Raw genomic sequence first — 6,100 nt, forward strand, 5'->3', positions numbered from 1 at the left:
GGGGGCCTTCCGTCTTTAAACCAACGCGCTTTAAACCAACGCGGCGTCAGCTACGGCCCAGTGCGGAGGGTTTACTGGATGCGAAGGGACCCCGCGTTGGTTGGCGGTGAGGCTTGGCGGCTGGGGGTGGCGGGATTAGCCGTGGTGCAGCGCTCTGGTGGCGTGCCGGTAGCCGCGCCGGATGAGCTCCGTGAGCACGGTCTCGTCGATGTCCTCGAGCTTGTTGACGTACAGGCACCCGGCGCCGAGTTTGTGTTTTCCAAGGCGTTCCAGCAGCCCGGCGGTTTCGGACCCGGACGTGAGACCGTACAGCGAGAGGCTGGACTTCCTGGGCGAGAACCCGACGGCCGGGGCGTCGCCCTCCCTGCCCGTGGCGTACTTGTAGTGGTAGCGGCCAAACCCCACAATGCTCGGACCCCACATTTCGGCCGGCTGGCCCGTGAGCGCGGACATCAGTTCCACCAGGCGGCGCCCGTCCCCGCGCCGCACGGGATGCTCGACGGCGGCCAGAAAAGCCTCCACGGACGCGCCCGTTGCCTGGGTCTTGTTTTCAGCCATGGCGGCAGTCTGGCAGACACTGGCCGGCCTGTCATCCGCGGGAATAAATCCGCACACCCGGCCCTTACCAAGGTAGATGCAAATGCATGTAATGCCGTTGCTGACCTGGATTCAATTGAGGAGCACCTGTGGAAACCCGCCGTATCACCGTAATCTCCGCCGGACTCGGCGTCCCGTCGTCGAGCCGTCTGCTGGCGGACCAGCTGGCGGCATCGACCGAGCGGCAGCTGGCCGCGGCCGGCCATGCTGCGGACATTGAGGTCGTGGAACTGCGGGACATCGCCGTGGACATCGCCAACAACTTCGTGACGGGCTACGCGGCGCCGCGGCTGGCCGAGGTGATCGCCGGAGTGGAGGCTTCCGACGGCATCATCGCTGTGAGCCCCGTGTTCAGCGCGTCCTACAGCGGCCTCTTCAAGTCCTTCATCGACGTGCTCGATCCCAAGTCGCTGGAGGGCAAGGCTGTTCTGGTCGGAGCCACGGCCGGTACGGACCGGCACCAGATGGTGCTGGACTTCGCGATGCGGCCGCTTTTCACCTACCTGCGTGCCCGGATTACTCCCACCGCGGTCTTCGCAGGACCCCAGGACTGGGGGAACAACGACGACGGCGGTTCACCGCTGTCGGTGCGCGTGGACCGGGCAGCCGGCGAGTTTGCTCGCCTGCTTCAGGAACCCGGTACCCGGCAGAAGCCGGCCGCGCTGGAGTCCCTGCCGTTTGAGCAGTTGCTTGCCGGTATCTCCGGCCCGCGGTAGCGTCCGCCACCCGGACGGGTCGAACCTTTTCGGGCCTCCGCTCGTTGTCCGGGACATGAAATGTCCCGTGGATTCGATAGACCTGATCATGAGTGAACGCAGCGGCGTGGAGATCGACTACTGCCCCAAATGCCGCGGAGTGTGGCTGGACCGCGGCGAGCTCGACAAGATCATTGACCGGGCGGCGGAGTCCACCGCGGCCGCGCCCGCGGCGCCGCTGCCGTCGCCCGTCCCGGTTCCGCCGCCGCTCTACAACCCTGACCCGCGCCGGGACGATCGGCGGTATGAGGAGGGCCGGTATGCGGACCGCCGCGACCGTGCGGGGTATGAACAGCCCCGGTATGACCAGCCGCGGTATGACGACCGCCCCCGCCCGAAGAAAAAGGAGGGCTGGCTGGGGGACCTGTTCGACTTCTAGCCCCCCGCGGCGCTCAGTCGTCCAGCAGCGCGATGAACTCCCTGGCCTGCTTCATGGAGATATCCGAGTGCCGTGTCAGGGCCGTCGCTGCAGCTTCGGTGTCGCCGCTCTTGGCGAGGGTGCGGATTCTTCCGTAGATCTCATCGTTGAGCATGTTGCTGCTCACCTCGCGCGTGACGTCACCCTTGCTGGCGATCGCGCGGTAGCGGTACGAGAAACGCTGTGGCACGTCGTCGTCGTCCGGCGCCGCTTCCGGAGCGGCCTCGGGGGGACGGAACGGCTGGGGATGGGCCGCGAGTGCCGTGACGGCGTCACGGGAGGCCCGTAGGCCCTCTCCTGTGGCCTCGAGATAGACCTTGATCGCCGCCATGGCCTGTCCCTGTGCGATCAGGGCGTACAGCCGCCGGTGCTGCTCCTCGCTGAGCTTTCCGGCCGCCTCACGCGCCAGCTCAACGGGGTCGGGGGCGGGCTGCGGTGCCGCCTTCGGCCGGGCCCGCTGGCTGCGGCGGCTCCAAGCCCGGACCACCAGCAGCACGCAGGCGGCCACGAGCACCAAGATCAGTACGGGAGTGAGCAGGGAGTCCATGTGCTAGAGCCGTTCTACGTAATTCTTGGCGGTCTGGTGGTCTGAGTGGGTCGACTGCCGCAGCAACCGGGTGGCCTTGGTCTTGTGGCCGCTACGGGCCAGCGACTGCAGTTCCAGGAAGAGCTGCGGACTCAAGTGTCCGGTGGCAAGAAGGTCATCCGCGTGGCGGTCCCCTGCGGGCGCTGAGGCGTTTCGGACCAGCATCGCGGCGGTCCGTGCATGGTCCTCCTGCTGCGACTGCTGCTGGGAGTTCTGGCTGGGGCGAACGGACGCTTCGATGCGGGCTCGGGCGGCCACAGCAGACTGGACCTGCGCCGCATAGTGGGCCTGGGATTTCACCGCGAGCTCCCGCTGGTAGCGCTCGGCGTCGGAGATGCCGAAATTCCGGGGCTTCAGGGCCGTGGTGGCCGCCCACAGCACCGCCGCCAGAATAAGGGCAGGCAACATGACTAGCAGTACATCGCCCATGATTAGAGCTTATGCCAGATTGCGGTTGTCCACAGCATGTTCTGCACCCCGCGTACAGCACGCCGGGACCGGGGTCAAAGCGGCCACGCCACCGTGAGTCCGGTCACGAAAGTCGCGGATTCGGCGGTGAATGTGGCCTCCTGCGCGGCGCCAAATCCCCAACCCGAGGTGCAAGCTGTGGATGAAGCTTCACGAAAAATAGTTTTGTGTCCACAACATGAATCCAATGTTTCCGCAGGTCAAAGGCGAGTTACGGACCGAAATTTCTTTCTATCCACAGCCCTACCCACAGACTGTGCACAAGCAGCGGGCACTAGTGCACAGCTTATCCACAGGCCGGCCGGCTGGCCGGGTTGGTGCCTGTTCGAACGGCAGATAACGTGGCAGGAGATCCGGGCCAGGAAGCCAGAACGGGCGCCGCAGGGTGGTCCCCGCCAGGCATCCCGGTCCCAAATTTGGGTGGGATGCGGCGGTGCTCCGCAGTTGATGCCCGCGCTACCGATAGCAGCGCTGGGTACTGGCGGTGTTGATCACTGCGACAGGCGGCGCCGGCATGAACTGTCGGAGCTGACTGATACGAATGGAACGGCCGGCTGGGCCGGCTCATGCCACTGGGTCTGAAGGCGCAGGGCTTACGCGCCGGGGTGAATGGACCGTTCACCCCGGCACACAATGGAGGACGGCAGTTTTGTCAGTTACGCATCTGGACTCGGTCGAGGGTACGCGGGGAGCCGAGGGCAGCCGCAAGCCCCCGCAGGACATCCCGGCGGAGCAGTCCGTGCTGGGTGGCATGATGCTGTCCAAGGACGCCATCGCCGACGTCGTCGAGATCCTGCGCGGCCAGGACTTCTACCGTCCGGCGCATGAAACCATCTACGAGGCCATCATCGACCTCTACGGCCGGGGCGAGCCCGCGGACGCCGTGACGGTCTCGGACGAGCTGACCAAGCGCGGCGAAATCAACAGGATCGGCGGACCCGCCTACCTGCACGAACTCATCCAGACCGTCCCTACGGCAGCCAACGCTGGATACTACGCCGAAATCGTGGCCGAACGCGCGGTCCTGCGCCGCCTTGTCAACGCCGGCACCAAGATTGTCCAGCTCGGCTACGGCCAGGACGGCGAGGTGGAGGACCTCGTCAACCAGGCGCAGGCCGAGGTCTACGCCGTGGCCGAACGACGCACCGCCGAGGACTATGTGGTCCTCAAGGACGTCATGGAATCCACGGTGGACGAGATCGAGGCCTCCGGACACCGCGGCGAGGGCATGGTGGGCGTCCCCACGGGCTTCTATGAGCTCGACGAGCTGACCCACGGCCTGCACCCCGGCCAAATGATCGTCATCGCCGCGCGCCCCGCCGTCGGTAAGTCCACGTTCGCGCTGGACTTCGCCCGCTCGGCCGCCATCAAGAACAACCTCGCCACGGTCATGTTTTCCCTCGAAATGGGCCGCAACGAGATCGCCATGCGCCTGCTGTCCGCCGAGGCGACGATCGGCCTGCAGGACCTGCGCAAGGGCACCATCAAGGACGAGCAGTGGTCCAAGATCGCCACCACCATGGGCCGCATGAACGATGCCCCGCTGTTCATTGACGACAGCCCCAACATGTCGCTCATGGAAATCCGCGCCAAGTGCCGCCGCCTTAAGCAGCAGCATGACCTCAAGCTCGTGATCCTTGACTACCTGCAGCTGATGAGCTCGGGCAAGAAGGTGGAGTCCCGCCAGCAGGAAGTCTCCGAGTTCTCCCGTGCGCTGAAGCTGCTGGCGAAGGAGCTGCAGGTGCCCGTAATCGCACTGTCGCAGCTGAACCGCGGCTCGGAGCAACGCCAGGACAAGCGGCCCATGGTCTCGGACCTGCGCGAATCCGGTTCCATCGAGCAGGATGCCGACATGGTGATCCTGCTCCACCGTGAGGACGTCTACGACAAGGAGTCCCCGCGCGCCGGTGAGGCGGACATCCTCATCGCCAAGCACCGTAACGGCCCCACGAAGGACATTGTTGTCGCCTTCCAGGGCCACTATTCGCGGTTTGCCAACATGGCGGCCGACGCCGGCGGCGGCGGCTTCTAGACCGGCTCCGGCCAGTCCGGTACCGGGCTGGCCGGAGCCGGCCCAGCCCGGTACCGCCTAGTCCTTGCCTGTCGCGAGCAGGTGGTTCGGCAGCCGGTTCCCGGGGGCCCGGCCGCGGATCTCGAGCAGATCGCGGGCGTGGCCGTGCAGCCTCTTGTCCTCCTCGGACACCGGTACCCACTGCGGGATCGGGACCGAGGCGCCGGTCTCGTCGCGGGCCACCATAACCGTGAGGCAGTAGGTCGTGAGGTGCATCTCGCGTCCCTTGGGATCGCCCGAACGGACGTGGACGGCAATGTGCATGCCCTTTGTGCCGGTGTATACCAGCCGTGCCTCCACCTCCACCACGTCGCCGATCAGCAGCGGCCGGTAGAACCGCACGCCGCCGGAGAATACGGCCACGGTGTCCTTGCCGCAGTAGCGGGAGGCGCACACGTAGGCGGCCTCGTCGATCCACTTCATGACGATGCCGCCGTGGACCTTCCCGCCCCAGTTCACGTCGGTGGGCGCCGCCATGAACCGCAGCACCACCTGTTCGGCCGTTCCGGCCTCGGTATATTCCTGTCCGCCCATGGCTTGGACGATTTCTTCGCGGACCTTGATCCGGGCCAGCGCGTCGTCCCGCTGCTCGATTTCTGCCGGCGTCGCCGGTTCAAATTCCGGCACGGGAATGGGCTTGCCGTCCGCGCCCACGGCCACGAAGATCACGATGCACTGGCTGCGCATGGTGGCCGGTCCGCCCTTCGGATCGGACGAGGACACCACGGTGCGGATATGCATTGAGGACCGCCCGGTATAGACGATCGTTGCTTCGACCTCCACCATGTCCCCGCTGTTGACCGGGTCAGCGAAGTGGATGTTCCCCACATACGCCGTCACGCAGTAGGACTTCGCCCAGCCGACGGCGGCGGCATAGGCCGCCTTGTCCACCCACTCCAGCACGGTGCCGGCGTCGACGGAGCCGCTGTGGCCGACGTCGGTGGGCGCGGCCAGGAAGCGCAGGGTCACGGCATTGGGCGCAGTCTCGCTCATGCTGGAAGTTTACTGAACGGCCAGGCAGGGGCCGGGGTCGGGCGACACAATCGCTGTCCGGGACGCCATAACCCCGCGCCACTGCGCCGTTGCCCGGACGCACGACGGCGGGGGGGGCCCCCGCGGGGGGGGGCCCCCCCCCCCCCCCCCCCCCCCCAACCCGGGGGGGGGGGTGGGTGGGCCCGGGGGGGGGCCCCCCCGGAGCGCCCCCG

At 66.8% G+C, this 6,100-nt stretch carries 7 protein-coding genes; 3 read left to right on the forward strand and 4 right to left on the reverse strand.

Features of this window, described 5'->3' with window-relative positions; genetic code table 11:
- Nucleotides 1-135: 135 nt before the first annotated feature.
- The gene (locus ACFVVK_RS09560; RefSeq protein WP_390266178.1) at nucleotides 136-558 is read right to left on the reverse strand and encodes a DUF1801 domain-containing protein; all 423 of its coding nucleotides are present in this window, start codon (nucleotides 556-558) and stop codon (nucleotides 136-138) included.
- A 128-nt stretch (nucleotides 559-686) separates the two neighbouring features.
- Here ACFVVK_RS09560 and ACFVVK_RS09565 point away from each other — a divergent pair, with 128 nt between their 5' ends.
- Both ACFVVK_RS09565 and ACFVVK_RS09570 read left to right on the forward strand, forming a co-directional pair.
- The gene (locus ACFVVK_RS09565) at nucleotides 687-1,313 is read left to right on the forward strand and encodes an FMN reductase (protein WP_390266179.1); all 627 of its coding nucleotides are present in this window, start codon (nucleotides 687-689) and stop codon (nucleotides 1,311-1,313) included.
- A 55-nt stretch (nucleotides 1,314-1,368) separates the two neighbouring features.
- Nucleotides 1,369-1,731 (forward strand): zf-TFIIB domain-containing protein, encoded by a 363-nt coding sequence (locus ACFVVK_RS09570; protein WP_390266180.1) that lies wholly within the window; start codon nucleotides 1,369-1,371, stop codon nucleotides 1,729-1,731.
- Nucleotides 1,732-1,744: 13 nt separating this feature from the next.
- Here the strand turns inward: ACFVVK_RS09570 and ACFVVK_RS09575 are convergent, their stop codons facing one another.
- Together ACFVVK_RS09575 and ACFVVK_RS09580 are read right to left on the reverse strand one after the other, a co-directional pair.
- Entirely contained in the window at nucleotides 1,745-2,317 is a 573-nt protein-coding gene (locus tag ACFVVK_RS09575) for a hypothetical protein (RefSeq protein WP_390266181.1), read from the reverse strand.
- 3 nt (nucleotides 2,318-2,320) lie between these two features.
- Nucleotides 2,321-2,785: a hypothetical protein gene (locus ACFVVK_RS09580; protein ID WP_390266182.1), complete on the reverse strand. Its 465-nt coding sequence runs from the start codon at nucleotides 2,783-2,785 to the stop codon at nucleotides 2,321-2,323.
- A gap of 688 nt (nucleotides 2,786-3,473) precedes the next feature.
- Between ACFVVK_RS09580 and dnaB the strand changes: the two genes are divergently transcribed.
- The gene (gene dnaB / locus ACFVVK_RS09585; protein WP_390266183.1) at nucleotides 3,474-4,856 is read left to right on the forward strand and encodes a replicative DNA helicase; all 1,383 of its coding nucleotides are present in this window, start codon (nucleotides 3,474-3,476) and stop codon (nucleotides 4,854-4,856) included.
- Nucleotides 4,857-4,913: 57 nt separating this feature from the next.
- Here the strand turns inward: dnaB and ACFVVK_RS09590 are convergent, their stop codons facing one another.
- Nucleotides 4,914-5,888: an acyl-CoA thioesterase gene (locus ACFVVK_RS09590; RefSeq protein WP_390266184.1), complete on the reverse strand. Its 975-nt coding sequence runs from the start codon at nucleotides 5,886-5,888 to the stop codon at nucleotides 4,914-4,916.
- Nucleotides 5,889-6,100 lie beyond the last annotated feature (212 nt).

Origin of the sequence: Arthrobacter sp. NPDC058192 (genome assembly GCF_042883665.1) — a bacterium.
In the GTDB taxonomy this organism is placed as follows: Bacteria; Actinomycetota; Actinomycetes; order Actinomycetales; family Micrococcaceae; genus Arthrobacter.

Coding starts and splice junctions, on each gene's coding strand:
- ACFVVK_RS09570 (WP_390266180.1), top strand. CDS start 1,369: ATGAAATGTCCCGTGGATTCGATAGACCTGATCATGAGTGAACGCAGC.
- ACFVVK_RS09580 (WP_390266182.1), bottom strand. CDS start 2,785: ATGGGCGATGTACTGCTAGTCATGTTGCCTGCCCTTATTCTGGCGGCG.
- ACFVVK_RS09560 (WP_390266178.1), bottom strand. CDS start 558: ATGGCTGAAAACAAGACCCAGGCAACGGGCGCGTCCGTGGAGGCTTTT.
- ACFVVK_RS09590 (WP_390266184.1), bottom strand. CDS start 5,888: ATGAGCGAGACTGCGCCCAATGCCGTGACCCTGCGCTTCCTGGCCGCG.
- ACFVVK_RS09575 (WP_390266181.1), bottom strand. CDS start 2,317: ATGGACTCCCTGCTCACTCCCGTACTGATCTTGGTGCTCGTGGCCGCC.